21 protein-coding genes are annotated in these 18,101 nt (G+C 66.5%); 10 read left to right on the top strand and 11 right to left on the bottom strand.

What is annotated here, in order from left to right:
• Positions 1 to 53: 53 nt before the first annotated feature.
• From F816_RS0107635 to F816_RS0107620, 4 genes are all read right to left on the bottom strand, one after another.
• On the bottom strand, positions 54 to 1,016 hold the full coding sequence (locus F816_RS0107635) for a beta-ketoacyl-ACP synthase III (RefSeq protein WP_019594241.1): 963 nt from the start codon (positions 1,014 to 1,016) through the stop codon (positions 54 to 56).
• Complete coding sequence (plsX, locus tag F816_RS0107630) at positions 1,013 to 2,041, bottom strand: phosphate acyltransferase PlsX (protein ID WP_019594240.1); 1,029 nt, start codon at positions 2,039 to 2,041, stop codon at positions 1,013 to 1,015. Before plsX ends, F816_RS0107635 begins: the two co-directional genes overlap by 4 nt.
• Before the next feature lie 99 nt (positions 2,042 to 2,140).
• Positions 2,141 to 2,338, bottom strand: coding sequence for a 50S ribosomal protein L32 (gene rpmF / locus F816_RS0107625; protein ID WP_018144163.1), 198 nt, complete (start codon positions 2,336 to 2,338; stop codon positions 2,141 to 2,143).
• A gap of 110 nt (positions 2,339 to 2,448) precedes the next feature.
• Complete coding sequence (locus tag F816_RS0107620) at positions 2,449 to 2,970, bottom strand: DUF177 domain-containing protein (RefSeq protein ID WP_018175778.1); 522 nt, start codon at positions 2,968 to 2,970, stop codon at positions 2,449 to 2,451.
• Positions 2,971 to 3,100: 130 nt separating this feature from the next.
• Between F816_RS0107620 and F816_RS0107615 the strand changes: the two genes are divergently transcribed.
• The 3 genes from F816_RS0107615 to F816_RS0107605 are packed head-to-tail and all read left to right on the top strand — an operon-like array spanning position 3,101 to position 6,970.
• Entirely contained in the window at positions 3,101 to 4,519 is a 1,419-nt protein-coding gene (locus tag F816_RS0107615) for an acetyl-CoA carboxylase biotin carboxylase subunit (protein WP_019594239.1), read from the top strand.
• Positions 4,520 to 4,539: 20 nt separating this feature from the next.
• The gene (gene oadA / locus F816_RS0107610; RefSeq protein WP_019594238.1) at positions 4,540 to 6,375 is read left to right on the top strand and encodes a sodium-extruding oxaloacetate decarboxylase subunit alpha; all 1,836 of its coding nucleotides are present in this window, start codon (positions 4,540 to 4,542) and stop codon (positions 6,373 to 6,375) included.
• A complete protein-coding gene (locus F816_RS0107605; protein WP_019594237.1) occupies positions 6,368 to 6,970 on the top strand; it encodes a nucleoside triphosphate pyrophosphatase in 603 nt (200 codons plus the stop codon). Before oadA ends, F816_RS0107605 begins: the two co-directional genes overlap by 8 nt.
• Positions 6,971 to 7,009: 39 nt before the next feature.
• Here the strand turns inward: F816_RS0107605 and F816_RS0107600 are convergent, their stop codons facing one another.
• The gene (locus F816_RS0107600; RefSeq protein ID WP_019594236.1) at positions 7,010 to 7,612 is read right to left on the bottom strand and encodes a bifunctional 2-polyprenyl-6-hydroxyphenol methylase/3-demethylubiquinol 3-O-methyltransferase UbiG; all 603 of its coding nucleotides are present in this window, start codon (positions 7,610 to 7,612) and stop codon (positions 7,010 to 7,012) included.
• A gap of 152 nt (positions 7,613 to 7,764) precedes the next feature.
• Between F816_RS0107600 and F816_RS0107595 the strand changes: the two genes are divergently transcribed.
• From F816_RS0107595 to F816_RS0107585, 3 genes are all read left to right on the top strand, one after another.
• The gene (locus F816_RS0107595; protein ID WP_019594235.1) at positions 7,765 to 8,607 is read left to right on the top strand and encodes an ion transporter; all 843 of its coding nucleotides are present in this window, start codon (positions 7,765 to 7,767) and stop codon (positions 8,605 to 8,607) included.
• A 91-nt stretch (positions 8,608 to 8,698) separates the two neighbouring features.
• Positions 8,699 to 8,926 carry a type II toxin-antitoxin system Phd/YefM family antitoxin gene (locus F816_RS0107590; protein WP_026333192.1) on the top strand — a complete coding sequence of 76 codons (228 nt, stop codon included), beginning with the start codon at positions 8,699 to 8,701 and terminating at the stop codon, positions 8,924 to 8,926.
• Positions 8,910 to 9,353 (top strand): type II toxin-antitoxin system VapC family toxin, encoded by a 444-nt coding sequence (locus tag F816_RS0107585; RefSeq protein ID WP_019594233.1) that lies wholly within the window; start codon positions 8,910 to 8,912, stop codon positions 9,351 to 9,353. Before F816_RS0107590 ends, F816_RS0107585 begins: the two co-directional genes overlap by 17 nt.
• 143 nt (positions 9,354 to 9,496) lie before the next feature.
• Here F816_RS0107585 and F816_RS0107580 read toward each other — a convergent pair whose 3' ends face one another.
• Complete coding sequence (locus F816_RS0107580; protein ID WP_019594232.1) at positions 9,497 to 11,182, bottom strand: 2-isopropylmalate synthase; 1,686 nt, start codon at positions 11,180 to 11,182, stop codon at positions 9,497 to 9,499.
• A 179-nt stretch (positions 11,183 to 11,361) separates the two neighbouring features.
• Here F816_RS0107580 and F816_RS0107575 point away from each other — a divergent pair, with 179 nt between their 5' ends.
• The 4 genes from F816_RS0107575 (at position 11,362) to F816_RS0107560 (ending at position 15,379) form a co-directional block, all read left to right on the top strand.
• On the top strand, positions 11,362 to 11,853 hold the full coding sequence (locus F816_RS0107575; RefSeq protein ID WP_018144171.1) for an Lrp/AsnC family transcriptional regulator: 492 nt from the start codon (positions 11,362 to 11,364) through the stop codon (positions 11,851 to 11,853).
• A 362-nt stretch (positions 11,854 to 12,215) separates the two neighbouring features.
• Positions 12,216 to 12,833, top strand: coding sequence for a transcriptional repressor LexA (lexA, locus tag F816_RS0107570; protein WP_019594231.1), 618 nt, complete (start codon positions 12,216 to 12,218; stop codon positions 12,831 to 12,833).
• Between the two features lie 319 nt (positions 12,834 to 13,152).
• Complete coding sequence (gene imuA, locus F816_RS0107565; RefSeq protein WP_019594230.1) at positions 13,153 to 13,785, top strand: translesion DNA synthesis-associated protein ImuA; 633 nt, start codon at positions 13,153 to 13,155, stop codon at positions 13,783 to 13,785.
• A gap of 160 nt (positions 13,786 to 13,945) precedes the next feature.
• Positions 13,946 to 15,379, top strand: a complete 1,434-nt coding sequence (locus tag F816_RS0107560; RefSeq protein ID WP_019594229.1) for a DNA polymerase Y family protein — start codon at positions 13,946 to 13,948, stop codon at positions 15,377 to 15,379.
• Positions 15,380 to 15,394: 15 nt separating this feature from the next.
• Here F816_RS0107560 and rnk read toward each other — a convergent pair whose 3' ends face one another.
• The 5 genes from rnk to F816_RS0107535 form a co-directional block, all read right to left on the bottom strand.
• Positions 15,395 to 15,805 (bottom strand): nucleoside diphosphate kinase regulator, encoded by a 411-nt coding sequence (gene rnk, locus F816_RS0107555; RefSeq protein WP_019594228.1) that lies wholly within the window; start codon positions 15,803 to 15,805, stop codon positions 15,395 to 15,397.
• Between the two features lie 340 nt (positions 15,806 to 16,145).
• Positions 16,146 to 16,493 carry a rhodanese-like domain-containing protein gene (locus F816_RS0107550; RefSeq protein WP_019594227.1) on the bottom strand — a complete coding sequence of 116 codons (348 nt, stop codon included), beginning with the start codon at positions 16,491 to 16,493 and terminating at the stop codon, positions 16,146 to 16,148.
• 49 nt (positions 16,494 to 16,542) lie between these two features.
• Positions 16,543 to 17,211 carry a thioredoxin family protein gene (locus F816_RS0107545; RefSeq protein ID WP_019594226.1) on the bottom strand — a complete coding sequence of 223 codons (669 nt, stop codon included), beginning with the start codon at positions 17,209 to 17,211 and terminating at the stop codon, positions 16,543 to 16,545.
• 10 nt (positions 17,212 to 17,221) lie between these two features.
• Complete coding sequence (locus tag F816_RS0107540; RefSeq protein WP_018144178.1) at positions 17,222 to 17,674, bottom strand: glycine cleavage system protein H; 453 nt, start codon at positions 17,672 to 17,674, stop codon at positions 17,222 to 17,224.
• The gene (locus F816_RS0107535; protein ID WP_026182008.1) at positions 17,674 to 18,072 is read right to left on the bottom strand and encodes a hypothetical protein; all 399 of its coding nucleotides are present in this window, start codon (positions 18,070 to 18,072) and stop codon (positions 17,674 to 17,676) included. Before F816_RS0107535 ends, F816_RS0107540 begins: the two co-directional genes overlap by 1 nt.
• Positions 18,073 to 18,101 lie beyond the last annotated feature (29 nt).

Here is an 18,101-nt window from a genome sequence, read left to right as displayed (position 1 = left end):
CCTTGTGTTTCCCCAGGACGCCGGGAGCTCCCGGCAATCGCCACGGACCCCGGTTACATCCGGATGAGCGCGGAGCCCCAAGTGAATCCGCCGCCAAAGGCCTCGGTCAGGATCAGGTCGCCCTTCTTGATGCGGCCGTCGCGCACGGCGGTGTCCAGCGCCAACGGGATGGAGGCGGCGGAGGTGTTGCCGTGGCGATCCACCGTGACCACGACGTTGTCCATGGACATGTTCAGTTTTTTCGCGGTCGCCTGGATGATGCGGATGTTCGCCTGGTGCGGCACCAGCCAGTCCAGCTCGGATTTGTCGATCCCGTTGTACTCGAGGGTCTCGTCGACGATCTGGTCCAGGGTATTCACTGCCACGCGGAAGACGGCTCGGCCTTCCATGCGAATGAAGTCGAGATCCGGGTTGGTGTCCGGCTGCGACACGCCACCCGGAACCTCCAGCAGGCTCTTGTGGTGGCCGTCGGCATGCAGGTGCGTGGAGATGATGCCCGGGTCCGGCGAACGCGACAGGATCACGGCACCCGCACCGTCGCCCCACAGGATGCAGTTGCCGCGGTCGGTGTAGTCGGTAATGCGCGAGAGCGTCTCCGCCCCCACGACCAGCACGTGCCGGATCTCGTCGCTCTGCATGAAGCGGTCGGCAGTGGCCAGGGCGTATACGAACCCACTGCACACCGCCTGGATATCGAAGGCCGGGCAGCCCCCCACACCCAGCTTGGCCTGCAGGATGCACGCAGTGCTGGGGAAGATCTGATCGGGGGTGGTGGTTGCGACCAGGATCAGGTCGAGGTCGGCGGCGCGGATGCCGGCGGCGTCCATTGCGCGCTCGGCGGCCTTCAGCGCGAGATCCGAGGTCACCTCGTTCTCGGCGACGATATGCCGCTCGCGGATTCCAGTGCGGTCGCGGATCCAGGCATCCGAGGTATCGACCATCGCCTCCAGCTCGGCGTTGGTCAGGATGCGCTCGGGCAGGTAGCTCCCGGTCCCGCTGATGCGTGCATGCTTCACTCGCTTGTCTCCTGGCCCAGGAGCTGGCCAAGCTGCTTGTCGATCCGATTCGAGATATTCGCCTCGGCCTCGATGCGGGCAATGCGGATCGCGTGCTCGAAGGCCAGCTCGTCGGCACTGCCGTGGCTCTTGATCACCACGCCCTGCAGGCCCAGCAGCGAAGCACCGTTATAGCGGCGGTGGTCGAACCGATGACGGATCCGGCGCAGTACCGGCAGTGCGAACAGGCCGGACAATCGAGAAAACACCGATGCATCGAACTCCGCCTTCATTTTGGAGGAGATCATCTTGGCCACGCCTTCGCTGATCTTCAGCGCGACGTTGCCGACAAAGCCGTCACAGACCACCACGTCCACATCGCCACAGTAGACATCGTTCCCCTCGACGAAGCCGATGTAGTTGAGGCTGGATTCTTCCAGCATGCGGCCGGCCTCGCGCACGCGGTCATTGCCCTTGATCGCCTCGGAGCCGATGTTCAGCAGGCCGACCCGCGGGGCCTCCAGGCCGTCCACGGCATTCGCCAGCACCGATCCCATCACCGCGAACTGATACAGATGCGCGGCCTCGACATCCACATTGGCGCCCAGGTCAAGCATGTGGGTATGCCCGTTCATCGACGGCAGGGCCGTGGCGATGGCCGGGCGATCGATACCGGGGAGGGTCTTCAGGACGTACCGCGCGGTGGCCATCAGACCACCCGTATTGCCGGCGGAGACGCAGGCCTGGGCCGCCCCGTTCTTCACCTGGTCAATGGCGACCCGCATGGAGGAGTCGCGCTTGGTACGCAGGGCCACGGCCGGCAGCTCGTCCATGCCGACCACCTGGCTGGCATGCACCATCTCGACCCGCTCGCGTTCGCTCGCGGACCAGCCGGACACCCCGGACTCGATGGTCTCCTGGTCACCGACCAGCAGCAGGCGGAAATCGTCTGCGACTTTCAGTGAACGGCGCGCAGCCGGAAGGATGACGGACGCACCGTGGTCGCCGCCCATCACGTCCAGTGCGATGGTAAAACTGGCAGTCATGCTCGGGCCCGACGGACGACCGCACAGCGGCCGTATTCAAACGCGGAAAGGCCACGGCGCAAACGCAGCCGTGGCCCCGGGACGGTCATTCCCTGGACCTTAATCTTCGTCTTCGTCGACTTCGACGGCCTGCTGGATCACCTGACGACCGCGGTAGAAGCCATCCGGAGTCATGTGGTGACGACGATGGATCTCGCCGGTGGTCGGGTCGGTCGACAGAGTAGCGCCCGTCAGACTGTCGTGGGAGCGGCGCATATCGCGCTTGGAACGAGTCTTGCGGCGTTGCTGAACAGCCATGATGCATCTCCAGATTGATCAAAATCCCGTGGCGACGGGAGTGAGCCCGGTATCAAATCGGGCGCAAGTATAACGGTTCGGCCCGGACAATGCCCCGGCCGGCGCTCACGTCATGAGCCGCCCCGGTCCGGGCCGCCCTTCTTGAGTTGTTCGAGCACCGCGAACGGATTCTCGGCACCCTCGCCTTCCTCGAATTCGGCCCCGGCGGCGGGTTCGCAGTCCGCATGGCGCGGCACCAGTGGCCACGCCAACAGGATCTCTTCCTCGACCCATGCGGCGGGGCGCAACAGGCCATCCGCCTCGAGAGCAACAAAGTCATCGCCCTCGCTCATGCCGGCCGGAGTGCCTTCCGGCGGCAGCAGCACAGCATCCGGTTCGAGGCGGAATTCCCATGCCATCGGCTGCAGGCAACGCTGGCAGGTCTGCCACAGCTCGCCGGTAATCGTCCCGCTCAGCCGTATCTCGTCCAGCGCCCCGCGTTCCAGCTGGAATTGCGCGTGCACCCGCAACGGGTGTCCCGGCAGGGCATCGGCACGTAACCGCGGCAGCTCTTCCGCACGCAGGTCACCCTCGAATTCCAGGTGCCGCGCACGCGGTTGCCACGGGTCAAGAGAAACGGGGATGCGACTCATAAACGGCTCGGTTGCAAGGGCGCGGAATATACGCGCGCGAGGGCGATCTGTCAAAGCGAAACAGAAACTTGCAGCCGCCCCAAACGACGTCGATACTCGGGTTGTCATCGACCTGCCCGGGGCCTTCCGTTTGATTCGCAAGCTGCTCATTGCCAACCGGGGCGAAATCGCCGTGCGCCTGATCCGGGCATGCAGCGAACTGGGGATCATCTCGGTCGCGGTCTATACCGATGCCGACCGCCACGCCCTGCACGTGAAGAAGGCCGACGAGGCCTACGCCATCGGCCCGGACTCCATGGGCGGCTATCTCAGCATCCATCGCCTGATCAGCGTCGCGCGCGCCGCCGGCTGTGACGCGGTGCACCCGGGCTACGGCTTCCTCTCCGAAAACCCCGACTTTGCCGCGGCCTGCGCCGCCCGCAATCTGATCTGGGTCGGCCCGGATGCCGCGGTGATCCGCCGCATGGGCGACAAGGTGGCCGCGCGCCGGGCGATGATCGAGGCCGGCGTACCGGTCACACCCGGCTCGGAGGGCAACCTGGAGGGCGTCACCGCGGCGCTGGAGGTGGCCGAGCGCATCGGCTACCCGGTAATGCTCAAGGCCACCAATGGCGGCGGCGGACGCGGTATTCGCCTGTGCGAGGATGCCGCCGCTCTGGAGCACAACTTCGAGCGCGTGCGCTCCGAAGCCACCCGCGCCTTCGGCAGCACCGAGATCTTCCTCGAGAAGGCCGTGGTCAACCCGCGACACATCGAGGTGCAGATCCTCGGCGATACCCACGGCCATGCGATCCACCTGTTCGAACGCGACTGCTCGGTGCAGCGCCGCCACCAGAAGCTGGTGGAGATCGCCCCCTCGCCACAGCTGGACGAGGCGCAGCGCCAGTATCTGGGAGAGTTGGCGGTGCGCGCCGCGCTCGCCGTCGGCTACCAGAACGCCGGCACCGTTGAGTTCCTGATGGACACGGATGATTCGTTTTATTTCATGGAGATGAACACAAGGCTTCAGGTAGAACATCCAGTTACCGAGATGATCACCGGGGTCGACATCGTGCAGGAACAGCTGCGCATCGCCGCCGGCGAGCCGCTGCGCTACGAACAATCCCAGATCACCCGTCGCGGCTATGCGATGGAGTTCCGCATCAACGCGGAAGACCCGAAGAACGACTTCCTGCCGAGCTTCGGCCGCATCACCCGCTACTTCGCTCCGGGCGGCCCGGGCGTGCGCACCGACGGGGCCATCTACACCGGCTACACTATCCCGCCGCATTACGACTCGATGTGCGCCAAGCTGACCTGCTGGGCCCTGGAATGGGACGACCTGCTGGCCCGCGCCAATCGTGCGCTGCGGGACATGGGCGTGTTCGGGGTCAAGACCACCATCCCGTTCCACCTGGCCATCGTTGACCACCCGACCTTCCGCAGCGGGCACTTCGATACCGGGTTCGTCGCGGCCCACCCGGAGCTGACGCACTTCCCCGGCAAGCGCTCGGATCGCCAGCTGGCGGTGGCCGTTGCCGCAGCCCTCGCCGCCCACCACGGGTTATAACCCCGGCCACCGGACTGACCATGGATCGAGTTCACATCACCGATGTCACCCTGCGCGACGGCCATCAGAGCCTGATCGCCACGCGCATGCGCACCGAGGACATGCTGCCGATCTGCGAGCAGATGGACGCCATCGGCTTTCACTCGCTGGAGGTCTGGGGCGGTGCCACCTTCGATGCCTGCATGCGGTTTCTCAAGGAGGACCCCTGGGAGCGGCTGCACCAGCTGAAGGCCGCGCTGCCGAACACCCCGCTGCAGATGCTGCTGCGCGGGCAGAACCTGCTCGGCTATCGCCACTACGCCGACGACGTGGTGCGCGCCTTTGTCGAGCGCTCGGTGGCCGGTGGCATCGACATCATCCGCATCTTCGACGCGATGAACGACGCGCGAAACCTGCGCACCGCGATCGAGGCAACCCGCGAGGCCGGCGGCCATGCCCAGGGCACGCTCTGCTACACCACCGGCCCGGTGCATTCATCCGCCGAATTCGTCGCCCTGGGCCGAGAGCTGGTCGCGATGGGCGCGCAAAGCATCGCGATCAAGGACATGGCCGGGCTGCTCACCCCCAGCGCCACCCACGAGCTGGTCACCGAGCTGGTGGATGCCCTGGACGTGCCGATCCACCTGCACGCCCACGCCACATCGGGGCTGTCCGAGCTGTGCCACTGGCAGGCCATCGAAGCCGGCTGCCGCCATATCGAGACCGCGATCTCGGCGTTCGCCGGGGGCACCAGCCACCCACCAACGGAGAGCCTGGTCGCCGCCCTCGTCGGTACCGAGCACGACACCGGCCTGGATCTGGTCGCACTGCAGAAGATCGGGCTGTACTTCCACGAGGTGCGCAAGAAGTACCAGCGCTTCGAGAGCGAGTACACTGGCGTCGACACCCGCGTGCAGATCAACCAGGTACCCGGCGGGATGATCTCCAACCTGGCGAACCAGCTGCGTGACCAGAACGCGCTGGATCACTTTGATGCGGTGCTGGAAGAGATCCCACGGGTCCGCGAGGACCTGGGCTACCCGCCGCTGGTCACCCCCACCTCGCAGATCGTCGGCACCCAGGCGGTGATGAACGTCCTCGCCGGGGAGCGCTACAAGACCATCACCAACGAGGTGAAGCAATACCTGACCGGGCACTACGGCCGGGCGCCCGGCCCGATCAACAGCGTCGTACGGCAACAGGCCATCGGCAATGCCGATGTCATCGATTGCCGCCCGGCCGACCTGCTGAAACCGGAGATGGCCACCCTGACTGACGAGATCGGAGACCTCGCCGGGGGCCCGGAGGATGTCCTGACCTTCGCCCTGTTCCCCGAAGTAGGACGGCAATTTCTGGAGCAGCGCCGCGACGGCACGCTCAGCCCGGAACCGCTCAACCTGCCGGAGAACACCCAGGCCGGCTGCCCGGCCCCGGTGGAGTTCAACGTCACCTTCCACGGCGAGACCTACCACATCCAGGTCAATGGCTCCGGCCATCACCGGGAGGACACCCGCCCGATGTACGTGACGGTCGACGGAATGCCGGAAGAGGTCCAGATCGAGACCCTGGACAGCATCGAGACCGCCGGCAACGGCGGCGCCGAACGCAGCCGCGGGGGCAGCGGAGGCAAGAAGTCGCGCCGCGCGACCCGGCCGGGCGACGTCACCACCTCCATGCCCGGCACCATCATCGACGTGCTGGTGGCCGAGGGTGACAAGGTCGAAGCCGGGCAGCCAGTGCTGGTGCTGGAAGCGATGAAGATGGAATCGGAAATCGCCGCTCCCGTATCCGGCACGATCACCGCCGTGAATGTCACCAAGGGCGCTGCCGCCAATCCGGACGACGCCCTGATCGAGATCGACGGCAACGATGGCTGATACCGCACGAAGACTGGTCCTCGCCTCCACCTCGCGCTATCGCGCCGAACTGCTGGAGCGGCTGCATCTGCCATTCGAGACCGCGCGCCCGGCGGTGGACGAGACCCCTCTGGCGCATGAATTGCCCGAGGCGATGGTGGCACGCCTGGCCGAGGCCAAGGCCCGGGCGGTCGCCGATGTCTATCCCGACCATCTGGTCATCGGCTCCGACCAGAACGCCAGCCACGCCGGGCAGGTCCTCGGCAAGCCCGGCGACAGCGTCCGCGCCGAGGCGCAACTCGCGGCGCTGTCCGGGGAAACGGTTACGTTCCACACCGGCCTGTGCCTGCTGGACACGGCCACCGGGAAGGCCCGAACGGGCCAGGTCCCGTTCACCGTGACCTTCCGCGAGTTGAGCCCCGAGGAGATCCGGCGCTACGTTGCACTGGACCAGCCGCTGGACTGTGCCGGCAGCTTCAAGTCCGAGGGGCTGGGCATCAGCCTGTTCGCGCGCATGAGCGGCGACGACCCAACCGCCCTGGTGGGGCTACCACTGATCACCCTGGGAAACTGGTTGCGCGAGGCCGGTGTCGCCGTCCCGCCCGCACCCGCCTGAACCGAGCGCGGCAACTTCTGAGTACGGGCACGCCCGAGTCTAGCCCCAGTCCTGCCGCGGCTTGTGCGCCAGGACCTGCACCACCGCGCCGCGCCCGGTGTGGAAACGCCCCTCGATCACGTCGCGTTCGCGTTCCACGGCCTCTTCGAACTCCAGCCCGTCCAGCTCCTCGGTCAGCGCCTCCCGCGTCATCATCAACTCCGCAGTGGGCGGACCTCCCGTGCCCCATTCGAGTTGCGCCGGCGTATAGGCCTCGAGGATGAACACCCCGCCCGGGCGCAGGCCCGCGACCACCTCGGTGTGCAGGCGGTGCCGAACGTCCGCTGGCAAATGGCAAAAGATCGATACGATCAGATCCCAGGAGTCCGGCTCGATGGCGTAGTCGGCGAGATCCGCCACCAGGGTCTCGATCTGCACCCCCCGGTCCTCGGCCAGGCGCTGGGCCTTCTGCAGGCCGACCGCGGAGCTGTCCACCGCCAGCACCTCGAACCCCTGCTGCGCCAGGAACACCGCGTTGCGGCCCTCCCCCTCGGCCAGGCACAGGGCGCGCCCGCGCGGCACGTTGGCCACTGCCGCGCGCAGAAAATCATTCGGTTCAGTGCCGTAGACGTAGTCGTCCTCGGCGTAACGTTCATCCCACATCCGTGCTCTCCTTCCGTTCCCGGGAATCTGTCCGTTCGTGCTGTCTGCCAGGCACTCCTGACGTGGCGCCTGCTTGCGCTCGCGCGATTGCCGGAACCCCGGCTTTACCCTACTCTTGCGCGTCCCCAAGGACTCCAACGATCTTCGACACCATGAGCGAAACCCCCACGCTGCGCGCACGCCTGGAACACTTTATCGAGGCCCGGCTGACCCAGCGCTTCATCATTGGCCTGATCCTGCTGAACGCCCTCACCCTGGGGCTCGAGACCTCGGACACCGTGATGGGCTGGATGGGCCCGGTGATCCTGAGTGCGGACGCCATCATCCTGTCGATCTTCACCGCCGAGGTGCTGGCCAAGCTGTTCGTCTACCGCCTGCGGTTCTGGCGCAACCCGTGGAACGTGTTCGATTTCTTCGTGGTGGGGATCGCACTGATCCCGGCCTCGGGGCCATTCTCCGTGCTGCGCGTGCTGCGTCTGTTGCGCCTGGTCTCCATGGTGCCGAAGCTGCGCTTCATCGTGGAGGCGCTGCTGCGGGCAATCCCCGGCATCATCTCCATCATGGGATTGCTGGTGCTGATCTTCTACGTGTTCGCGATCATCGCTACCGGCCTGTTTGGTGAATCCTTCCCGCAGAAGTTCGGCACGCTCGGAGCCACCATGTACAGCCTGTTCCAGGTGATGACGCTGGAGGGCTGGTCCGAGGACATCGCACGCCCGGTGATGGAGGTCTACCCCTGGGCCTGGGCGTTCTTCGTGCCCTTCATCCTGATCGCCACCTTCACCGTGCTGAACCTATTCATCGCCATCATCGTGGACGCCATGCAGCGCATGCACGACCGCTCGATGGAGATCGAGCAGCAGATGATCCACGACAGCGTGCACGAAGAGAACCAGGCCCTGCACGCGGAGATCCACGAGATACAGCAGGAAACCCTCAAACTCCAGGAACGCCTGACCCGCATGCAGACCATGCTGGAGAAGCGCGTACGGTAGACGCCTTTGCGACCAACTCGGCCTTGTCATTGCCGAACACACGGCGGCGTGCTTCAATATCGACATGTGAAGCGCATTTGAGGGTGACACCATGAAAGAGCTTAACGTCCGCGAGATGCGAGCCTCCATTGGACGCCTGGACGAAATCGTCCAGGCGTCCGGGGAAATCACCATCACCCGTCACGGAAAGCCCATTGCACGGGTCCTGCCCGTTCGTCGCGGGCGCCAGCGCCCCGACCACCACGAACTTCGCCAGCGAACCGGACCACTGGTTCCTTCGGAAACCCTCCTGAAGGAAGAGCGTGACGAGCGCGGATGAACGGAGCTACCTCGACACCAGTGCCCTGGCCAAGTGGTACTTGAACGAACCGGGATCCGAGGCCTTCGTCGACTATCTGCAGCGCGTCGACGTCGCGATCATCAGCCGCCTGGTAGCGACCGAACTGCGGTCCCTGCTCGCACGACGCCGACGCATGGGAGACCTATCGCAGGAGTTGGAAACGATTATCTTCGCCACCTTCCAGGACGACATTTTCAGCACCTCGTTACAACTCTATCCCTTCGACGACTCACTGTTCGACGAAGCGACCAACCTGATCACCCGCTATCCCGAACACCCATTGCGGACACTGGACGCACTGCACATCGCAACCGCGCGTCACCATGAGATTCCAGTAATCGCCACCGCAGACAACGTCCTCGCGGACGCGGCTTCATCGATGGGGATGACCGTTCGTCGATTCTGACGTCTCCGACATCAAACCCATCCGTAGGATGCCGATGAGCGCAGCGAATCGCATCGCGACCCAGACGCCTGGGTGAACGGTGCGTTTCGCTTTGCTCAACGCACCCTACGGTAGCCCGCAGACTGGCAGGGGCCCCGCCGGAATCAGGCGTTGACGGCAGCCGGTTCGGCAGCGCGTTCACCCAGGCGGCGGCCCGTGGCGTTGAGCACAGCCTGCAGCGTGGCGGCCGTGGTGTCCTCGCCCAGGGCGACGCCCACGGAGCGTTCGCCATCGACCTGCACATCCACGGCGGCCATGGCGCGCGCCTCGGTGCCGGACTCCATCGCGTGCTCGTCGAAGTGGGTGACCTTCACCTGCACGCCACGCTCGGCCTCCATGGCGGAGGTCAGCGCCGCCACCGCGCCGTGGCCCTCGCCGCGCAGGCGGGATTCACGCCCGGGCGGGCCCATGGTCGCATCCAGCCGCACCACAGGACCGTCCTTCTCGATCTCGTAACGCACCAGATCCCAGCCGGTAACCGGCGTCAGGTAGTGCTTTTCGAACAGCTCGTGGATGCGCTTCGAGGAGACCTCGATCTGCGAAGTCTCGGCATCCTTCTGCACGATGCGGGCGAACTCGATCGCCAGCCAGCGCGGCAATTCGATGCCGTAGTCGCGCTCCAGCACATGCGTGACCCCACCCTTGCCGGACTGGCTGTTGATGCGCACGACCTCCTCGTAACGCCGGCCCAGATCGCTCGGGTCGATCGGCAGGTAGGGCACGTTCCAGTGGCCGCCCCGCTCCTTGTAATGCGCCAGGCCCTTGCGAATCGCGTCCTGGTGACTGCCGGAGAAAGCGGTGTAGACCAGCTCGCCCGCCCACGGGTGGCGCGGGTTGATGGGCATGTCGGTGCACTCCTTGTACACGTCCATCAGCCGTTCCATGTCGGACAGGTCAATGGTCGGGTCAATGCCCTGCGAGTACAGGTTCATGCCGACGGTGACCAGGTCCATGTTGCCGGTGCGCTCACCATTGCCGAACAGCGTGCCCTCCAGGCGGTCGGCCCCGGCCAGTAGCCCCAGCTCGGCCGCGGCCACGCCAGTGCCCCGGTCGTTGTGCGTATGCAGCGACACGCAGAAATGCTCGCGGTACTGCACGTGGTCGCAGAACCACTCGACCTGGTCGGCAAAGACGTTCGGCGTGGCGGACTCGACCGTGGCCGGCAGGTTGATCACCACCTTCTGACCCTGGTCCGGGCGCCAGATCGCATTCACCGCATCAACCACCTCGACCGCGAAGTCCAGCTCGGTGGTGGAGAAGCTCTCCGGCGAGTACTGGAAGATCCAGTCGGTCTGCGGGTACTTCGCCGCGTAATCCCGCACCCAGCGCGCGCCGTTCTCGGCAATGCCGCGCACGCCGTCGCGATCCATGCGGAAGACCTGCTCGCGCTGCGCCGGGTTGGTGGAGTTGTACACGTGCACCACCGCGCGCGGGGCGCCCTCCAGCGCCGCGAAGGTCTTCTGGATCAGGTCCTCGCGCGCCTGGGTCAGAACCTGGATGTAAACGCCCTCGGGGATGCGGTCCTCCTCGATCAGGCGGCGGGTAAAGTCGTAGTCGATCTGCGAGGCGGACGGGAAGCCGATCTCGATCTCGGTCAGACCGACCCCCACCAGCACCTCGAAGAAGCGCATCTTCTGCTCCACGCTCATCGGGTGCACCAGCGCCTGGTTGCCGTCGCGCAGATCCACCGCGCAGAAACGCGGGGCGACAGTGGTCTGCTGCGCCGGCCAGCGGCGATCGGACTTGTCGATCGGCGGGAACGGGGCGTACTTGGTGTGATCGAAGGCCATCGTGTTCGTCTCCTGTGAGGGGCGCAGCCTCGCTGTGGGGTCGGGTGCCGCGCTCCGGATTTCTATCTGTGCATTATCCTAACGCATTGTCCCCGGCATAACCTTGCGTTTTTCCCTAAGAACGCAATAGTTGCGCACTATCCTTGCGCAATAAAGCCACATTAGAGCAATATTTAACCATGAAACCCGAACCACACCGACTCGACCGCTATGACCGCCGCATCCTCGAGATCCTGCAGGAGGATGCGAGCCTGTCCAATCAGGCCCTGGCCGATCGCGTGGGGCTCAGCCCCTCCCCCTGCCTGCGTCGGGTGCGTGCGCTGGAACAGGCCGGCGTCCTGTTGAGCCGCGTAGCCCTGCTGGATCGGCGCAGCCTGGGGCTGGAGCTGACCGCCCTGATCCATATCGGCATGGACCGCCACACCCCGGAGCGCTTCGCCCACTTCGAGGAGACCGTGGCGAGCTACCCCGAGGTCCAGCACTGCTACCTGATCACCGGCCAGTCGGCGGACTACATGCTGCAGGTGGTCGTCCCCGACATGGATGCCTACCAGGAATTCCTGCTGCGCCGCATCACCCGACTGGAGGGCGTGGACAGCGTCCATTCCAGCTTCGTGCTGCGCCGCGTGGTCGACCGTACTGCCCTGCCACTGGACTACACCCCCACCTGAATACCACCTCAAGACCCAGGACGGATGGACCACGAAGCGCACGAAGGCACGAAGAAAGGCAACGGCCGGTAGGATGTGATGAGCAGAGCGAATCGCATCGTGTAGCCATCCCAAGGTGGCCAGGTTCCCGGATCGATGCGTTTCGCTTCGCTCAACAGCATCCTGCGTCCAGGCCGCGACACCTCCTTGGGTTTTCTCCGTAATTCTCTGTGGCGCAACCGCCCCTGATCTTCTTCGCGCACTTCGTGGTGGAACAAACCGGCCGTCAGGAGCAAACACGCACTCCGGATGGATGCGCCGCTCTTGTCCTCGCGCCAACCACCCCTGTACTGTATATATAGACAGTAAATGGAGGGTGCCCCGTGTCGCTCACTGCACGCCAGCAAGCCATCTTCGACTACATTAGCGAGACCGTCGCCACCCAGGGCACGGCACCGACCCGCAGCGAGATCGCCCGGGCCTTCGGCTTCCGCTCGCCCTACGCGGCCGAGTGCCATCTGAAAGCCCTGGAGAAGAAAGGCGCGATCGAACTGCTGGGCGGCACCTCCCGCGGCATCCGCCTGCCGGGCGCCGCCCGTGGCGCACCGGCCGAACTCCCGCTGGTCGGGCGCGTCGCCGCCGGCTCGCCGATCCTTGCCACCGAGCATATCGAGCGCCACTACCGGGTCGACGACGCCCTGTTCCGCGCCCGCCCGGACTATCTCCTGCGCGTACACGGCGAGAGCATGCGCGACGCCGGCATCCTCGACGGCGACCTGCTGGCCGTGCGCCAGACCCCGGAGGCCCGGCCCGGCCAGATCGTGGTCGCCCGCATCGAGGACGAGGTCACCGTCAAGCGCTTCGCGCAGGACGGCCCAAAGGTGCGCCTGCTCCCGGAGAACCCCGACTTCGCCCCCATCGAGATCGACCTCGAACGCCAGGAACTGGCCATCGAGGGGATCGGCGTCGGCGTGCTGCGCGATCTCGACCCGCAGGCCTAGGGAAACACCGACTCATGTACACACTCGCGTTGGCACCCCAGGTTTTTTTCCGAGACAAGGCGCGTCGTGCAGCGGGTAGTGGTTCCACCCGCCCGTTTTTGATGTCTTCGGGGCACAACGCAGGATCGGGGAACCTGGGGTGCCAACCCCACAAACGATTGAAGGCAGGGGCTCGACCGCCCGTTGTTGATGAAAACGGGCGTACGCACAGCGTTGCGGCTCCCTTGTGCAGAATGACTTCACGGCAGTCACCGCGCCTTGTTCGCACGCAAAAGCGACGCGAGCGCGAGCGTGTACATGAACCAGTGTTCCCTAAGCCATGAGCGCGCTGGATACCCTGCTCGACCACCCGGCGCTCTGGCGCGGGCGCAGTGCCGCCCCGGCCCCGAATGCCCCGGTCTGGCCCAGCGGCCATGCGGAACTGGACCGGGCCCTGGGCGGCGGCTGGCCGCGCGGCCAGCTGATCGAACTGCTGGGCGCCCCGTTCGGCTGTGGCGAGACCCGGCTGCTGGTCCCCATGCTCGCCGCCTGCGGCCGCGACGGCTACTGGATCGCGCTGATCGCACCGCCGGCCACACCCTGGCTACCCGGCTGGCAGACCCTCGGCATCCCGCCGGAGCGGGTGCTGCTGATCCATACCGAGCATGATCGCGACACCCTGTGGGCCGGCGAGCAGTGCCTGCGCGACCCGGCGTTCGGCGTCCTGCTCGCCTGGCTGCGCGACCCCGTGGAGACGGCCCTGCTGCGCCGGTTGCGTCTGGCTGCCAGCGAGAGCCGGGCCTGCGCGATCCTGTATCGGCCGCCGGGCGCCGCGGCACAGCCTTCGCCGGCCCACCAGCGCCTGCGCTGGCAGCCCGCGGCCTCCGGCCTGGAACTGCACTGCCTGAAGGGGGCCGGCCACTGGGCCCGCTCCGGCCACCCCCTGCAGGTTCCCGAACCACCGGAGGCCTGAGATGGGCCAGCCTGCCCGTCCCTCGCGTGCGGCCACACACCCGGAGCCGGTTCGACAACAACTGAGCCTGCTTCCGGCCGCAGCCCTGCCCGCCACCGCACCCCGGCCACCGGAGACGCATACCGCCACCCGCGACGCCCGGCCGCGGCAGGAACACTGGATGGCAATCGACCTGCCGCACCTTGCGCTGGACGCGCTGGCCCGGACGGAGCCGGACCCCGGGCGGCTGCAGCGTCCCCTGCTGGTGGTGGAATCCGACCCTGCCCCCCGGGTGCACGCCGCCAACCGCGCCGCCCGCCAGGCGGGTGCCCGTCCCGGCATGGCGCTGGGGGATGCCCTGGCAGTGCTGGATACCCCGGAACTGGTCGAGCATGCCCCGGACACCCTGCAGGCCCAACTGGAGATGCTGGCCGGCGTATTGCTGCGATTCTCCGACCACGTGCACCCGGAGCCGGAGGCACAGCGCATCCTGGTGGAGGTCGGGCGCAGCCGCCGCCTGTTCGGCGGCCTCGAGGCCCTGCGCGACCAAGCGCGGGACACCCTGACCGAACTGGGCTTCCATCCCCGTATTGGCCTGGCCCGCAGCCCCGCCGCCGCGCGCCTGCTGGCCCGTCTGCGCAACCCCGCGATCGCGGAAGACCCCGAGGCCCTGCGCCGCATCCTGTCCCCGGTTCCGCTGGAGGCCCTGCCGCTGGCCGCCGCGACCCGCGAGGGCCTGCGCGCCGTGGGCCTCCGCCAATTGGGCGATCTGCTGCGCCTGTCGCGCCCCGAACTGGCCCGACGCCACGGACCGGAGTTACTGGACCTGCTGGACCGCCTGCTGGCGCGGCGCGCGGAGACCCTGCCCCGCTTTGCGCCACCCCCGGTGCTGGATCTGTCCCTGCGGCTGGAGCACGAGATCCACATCACGGCGACCCTGGCCTTCCCGCTCAAGCGGCTGCTGCGCCAGGCCGAGGCGCAGTTGCGCGGCCTGAACCGCAGCCTGCAGGGGATGACACTGGAACTGGCCCACCGCGAGGCGTGTACCCGCATCTCACTGGAGCGCGGGCAGCCGGGCATTCGCACCGACGAGTGGCTACCCCTGTGGCAGACCCGGCTGGATCGCGAGACCCTGCCGGCGGCGGTGATCGGCCTGCGCCTGCAGGCACCCCGCTTGCTGGACCCACCGGCCCGGGGCGACAGTCTGCTCGCCGCAGACCCGGCAAGCAGACCACCGGCCGATCAGCTACCTGCCGTGCTGGCTCGCCTGCGCGCCCGGCTGGGCGAGCAGGCCGTCGCCCGTCTGATCAACCGCCGCACACCGAGACCGGAGGATGCCCAGCGGCCGCGACACGATCTCGCCACCACTCCGGCCCCCACCGCTCCAACCCCGGGCCAACGGGCCTGCGGAACGGCCCTCTGGCTACAGGGCCCCGAGCCCGCCGCGCCCCCCAACCAGCCCCAATGGCTGGGACGACTGGAAGACGGCTGGTGGGATCACGGCCAGGACGCGCGCCGCGACTACGCTTGCAGCCGCGACCGTCAGGGCCGCCGGCTCTGGCTGTACCGCTGCCTGCGCAGCGCCCAGTGGTATCGCCAGGGTTACTGGGGCTGAGGGGGGGATGTCGCGTCAGCGGTGGTATTCGCCCGCGCGCTCCGGCTGGTACTCGACCTCTTCGATGCGCACGTGCATCTGCCCCCCGCCCGGGCGCGGCCACTCGATCTCGTCGCCCTCGGACAGGCCCAGCAGCGCACTGCCCACCGGCGCCAGGATCGACAGCGTGCCGCCACTCTCGTCCACATCACGTGGGTACACCAGTGTCATCGAGAACTCGTCGCCGGACTCGATCACCCGGAACCGGACCTTCGAGTTCATCGTCACCACCGAACCCGGGACATCGTGCGAATCCACGACATCCGCGCGATCCAGCTCGGACTCGAGATCGGCCTTGCCGGGAAAACTGCCATCCGGAAGCGACTCCAGCAGCTTGTCCAGGCGCTCCATGTCCGTGGCGGAGACGATGATCTTCGGCTTGTTCAATTTACTTACTCCAGAATGCAGAACGCGCCTCCGGGGAGACGCGCCAGGCAAGAATATTCAGGGAATTTCCGGAAACCGGGAAACTTACTCAGGAGACTAGCCAAGACCCGGCAAAAAAGCCATAGCGCCCATCACAGTGCTCGTAAGCCGGAGCCGCGCCCAGGGAGACGCTGATTCATTCGCACGTCCGCGTTGGTGCCCCATTTTCCCCGATCCTGCGTTGCGGCGCTTGACCGTAGGGTGACTACGGCGCTGCGCACCGCGCCTTGTCAGCGAGCAAAATCGATCGAGCGCAGACGTGCGAATGAATCAGCGTCTCCCTAGCCTTTGCCTTGCGGCCTCACCGAGGCCAAGTCTCCCGCCACGCCGCGTAGCCCCCGCGCAGCACATGCGCATTGATACCCATCGTGCGCAGGCTGTCGGCCACGAGCTGGGACCGGCCGCGACCGCCACAGAACACCACGACGGGCTGGTCCGCATCCGCCATATGAGACTCGATACCGGCCTCTAGCTTGGGCCGCGGGATGTTGATCGCACCCTCGATCGTCCCCGCGGCCGCCTCCTCGGGCTGGCGCACATCCACCAGCAGAAACGGTTTCCCTTCCTCGAGCCAGCGCGCCACCTCCCCTGGTTCCAGATGCGGCAGGCTTTGTTCCAGCTCGCGAATACGCTTCTCGAAAAGACTCACAAGAGGACTCCGTTGGCTGCGTGAACCACAAGTCTAGCTCGCGCCCGGGTCACAACGACGAACGTACCAGCAGCGGGACCACCCGAAGGGTGAACAGGACCAGCCCGACCAGCGCCGCCACCGCACCCACCGCCGTCAACATCGCAACGCCCAGGATCCAGCCGAGCCCCATGCCCAGCACGGCCAGATGCACCAGGACCTGCGGCGTCCAGGCCCACAGCCAGCCACTGGCGATCGGGTGGCCAGTAAAGCGCGGCAGCATGTGCTCGCCAAGCCCCATGATCAGCAACAGAAGAAAACCCAGGGTAAAGCCATGCAGCGCGGCCGGACGCGCCGCACCCTCGAGGAAGAACCCGCCCAGTGGCAACGCGGCACCCGTGATCAGCAGCCAGATCATCGCGCCCAGCACCGAGGCCCGGCTGGAGGCCGACAACCCCAGCCCGACATGGCGCGCGGCCTTCTGTGTGCGTTCCGGGGCCTCCGCCACCAGTGCGGTCGCGGCGGTGCGATCCAGCAGCCCAATGTGCTTGAGCTCGCCATCCACCACCACGGCCGGGATCGACCGGATGCGCAGCCGGGTCGCCAGTTCGCGCCCTTCGGGCTGGCCCATGTCGACCACCGCGAAGTCGATCTGTTTGTTTTCCGCCACCTCGCGCCAGATGCGCTCGGCATCGTGGCAGGAGGCACACCACTCGGATACCAGCAGCTCTACCTTCATGATCCCGCCCTTAGTCCGCGCAGCGCATGCAGTGAATGTCGTAGCGATCGACCCATTGTTTCAGACCGGCAATCGCCTCGGCCCCGGTATGTAGCCGCTCCAGCGCCGCTTCCGGATCGTCCGGGCGCATCACCACGACCCAGGCATCGGTATAGGGGGCCACGTTCACCAGCCCCGGATCGGCCTCCACGGCCGGATTGATGCGCTCAATGGTGCCGTCGAACGGCGTAGGGATGCCCCCCGCCCACTTGCCGGACTCCAGCCGCGCCACCGGCTTGCCCGCGGCGCGGTGCGAACCCGGCTTGCGAAAGCGGAAGTACTGCACCCGCCCCGCCATAGTCTGGGCGGGATCGGTAATCCCGAGGGTAAAGGTGCCGTCGTCCTCCGGACGGACCCAGACATAATCGAGGTCATAGAACAGGTCGTCCGGCAGCTCGCAGCCGTTGTATTCCGTATGACTCATTACGCCCCCTTCGGACCGTAGTGACGCACGGTGAGTGCAATGTTCAGTGCGAACAGGATCATCGCCCCCCAGGCCATCGCCCCGCCGACCGCGACGGTCGGGTTATGAAAGACCAGCCAGCCCGCGATCATCACCAGGAGCCCGAGATTGGCCAACAGGAACTGCACATGGCCCAGGCGCTCGGAGAACAGCGAACGTCCGGAAAAACGCGGCAACACATGCAGGCCCACGCCATAGATCATCATGGTCACGAACCCCAGTAGCATCAGGTGGCCGTGGATGCGCGGCACATTGCCGGGGATCAGGCCGGGATGGGCCAGCCAGAGGATGCCGAGCAGCCCGCCCAGCAGGGCATAGGCGAGGGCCGCGAGGATGAACATCCGGTTCCGAGGGTGCATCAAAAGCTCCAGGCCAAGTTTCGCACAGC

Origin of the sequence: Thioalkalivibrio sp. ALM2T (genome assembly GCF_000381505.1) — a bacterium.
GTDB classification, from domain to species: domain Bacteria; phylum Pseudomonadota; class Gammaproteobacteria; order Ectothiorhodospirales; family Ectothiorhodospiraceae; genus Thioalkalivibrio; species Thioalkalivibrio versutus.
This window is presented reverse-complemented; position numbering and strand designations above follow the sequence as displayed.